This is a genomic window from Chryseobacterium gossypii, from assembly GCF_041361455.1.
Taxonomy (GTDB): Bacteria; Bacteroidota; Bacteroidia; order Flavobacteriales; family Weeksellaceae; genus Chryseobacterium; species Chryseobacterium gossypii.
On the sequence record NZ_JBGCUR010000086.1, the window covers coordinates 1 to 657 of the forward strand.

General features: G+C 27.9%; 1 protein-coding gene. It reads right to left on the bottom strand.

All coding sequences use genetic code 11. The annotated features are described in order from the left end of the window. Positions 1 to 11: 11 nt before the first annotated feature. The gene (locus ABMQ40_RS16660; protein ID WP_370901637.1) at positions 12 to 563 is read right to left on the bottom strand and encodes an SEL1-like repeat protein; all 552 of its coding nucleotides are present in this window, start codon (positions 561 to 563) and stop codon (positions 12 to 14) included. Between the last annotated feature and the right edge of the window lie 94 nt (positions 564 to 657).

A 657-nucleotide genomic window follows, 5' to 3' on the forward strand; every position in this document is an offset into this window, starting at 1 on the left:
ATTGCATAGGTTCACATTTTTTCCATTTTTTTCTTAAGTTCGTCTGCTTTCTTTACATCTTTCTCTACACCAATACCATTTCTGTAAATCTCTTGAAGTTTAGACATACAATTAATATCATTTAATGAAGCTCCTTTTTTTAAGTATTTTAAAGCTTCATTTTTTGCTTTTTCATTTATTTTTGCAAAATCAGAAATGTCTTCGTATGTATTATTATTGTTCATTGCAACAATATCTTCAAATGCTTGGCTATATCCATCCCCTTTATTATACTTATTTGCCATAATTAGAGAATACTTATGTAGCTCTTTATAATTTGAGTTTTCTATATAATGAATTGCAAGTCGATTAAATGAGTAGTTATCACCTTTATTTATTACTTCCTTCTTAAACTCCTCTAAATCCTTCTTGCTAAGAACAGTATCGGATATTGCTATTACTGTGTCTGTTACCTTTATTGAAGGAGAAATATTTTTATCTGCTTCTCCATTAGTTTTCTTACAATTATAGAAAATTAATAAAACAATTAAGGAAATTGTAATTTTGGTTGTGGTTGTTGCCATATGCTTTTTAGTTTATCTATTATTCCTGTTATGTTTTGTCCGTTAATAAAGTGATTCCACCTTCCTGGATTAAAAAACTTATATCTTCCTGCAA

Coding starts and splice junctions, on each gene's coding strand:
- ABMQ40_RS16660 (WP_370901637.1), bottom strand. CDS start 563: ATGGCAACAACCACAACCAAAATTACAATTTCCTTAATTGTTTTATTA.